At 72.9% G+C, this 1,078-nt stretch carries 1 protein-coding gene; it reads right to left on the reverse strand.

Annotation, left to right across the window (positions count from 1 at the left end):
- Positions 1 to 1,078: dihydrolipoyl dehydrogenase family protein (locus tag ACIBJF_RS53560; protein WP_399185140.1), on the reverse strand; the 1,078-nt coding region annotated here is incomplete at both ends.

Consider the following 1,078-nt stretch of genomic DNA (forward strand, 5'->3'; position numbering starts at 1 on the left):
AGGAAGAGCCAGATCTCGCTGATGGTGGGGAAGGGGGCGATCGCGTGCCTGAGCCGTTTGAGCGGGATCTCGCCGGCGACCGCGAGGGTGGCCGAGTGCAGGAGCTCGCTGACGCCGGGGCCGACGAAGGTCACTCCCAGGAGGACTTCCCGGTCGAGGTCGACGACCAGCCGGGCGTGGCCCTGGTAGCCGTCGGCGTACAGGTTGGCGCCCTGGGCGGCGTTGAAGTCGAGGTCGACGGTCTTGATGCGGTGCCCGGCGCGCTCCGCCTGTTCGGCGCTCAGGCCCACGGCGGCCGCCTCGGGGTCGCTGAAGAAGACCTGGGGTACGGCGTGCTGGTCGGCGGTGGTGGCGTGGTCGCCCCAGGGCGTGTCGTCCAGCGGCCGGCCGGCGGCGCGGGCGCCGATGGCGTCGCCTGCGGTCCGGGCTTGGTATTTGCCCTGGTGGGTGAGCAGGGCTCGGTGGTTGACGTCGCCGAGGGCGTACAGCCAGTGGCCGTCGACACCCTGCACCAGGCAGGTGATGTCCACGTCCAGCCACGAGCCGGGGGTGAGGCCGACCGTGTCCAGGCCGATATCGTCGGTAGCCGGGGTGCGGCCGGTGGCGAACAGGACCTCGTCGGCCTCCAACTCGCCGCCGTCGTCGAGGGTGAGGGTGACCGGTCCTTCCGGGTCCGGTCGGCGCAGGGCGGTCACCTGGACGCCGATCCGCACGTCCACGCCCGCCTCGCTCAATCCCTGGGCGACCAGTTCGCCGGCGAAGGGTTCCATGCGGGGGATCAGGCGACGGCGGGCGAGCAGGGCGACCTGGGAACCGAGGCCCTGCCAGAGGGTGGCCATCTCGATGGCGACTCCGCCGCCGCCGATGATGGCGAGGCGGGTGGGCACGGTGCTGGAGTCGGTGCCGTGTCGGTTCGTCCAGGGACGGGCCTCGGCGATGCCCGGAATGTCGGGCAAGGCCGGCCGGCTGCCGGTGGCGATGGCCACCGCGTGCCGGGCCGTGAGGGTCTGCCGGGCGCCGTCGTCACGGGTGACGCTGACGCGTCGGGGCCCGTCGAGACGGCCGTGGCCACGGAAGA

The sequence above is a fragment of the Streptomyces sp. NPDC050743 genome (assembly GCF_044456925.1).
Classification (GTDB): domain Bacteria; phylum Actinomycetota; class Actinomycetes; order Streptomycetales; family Streptomycetaceae; genus Streptomyces.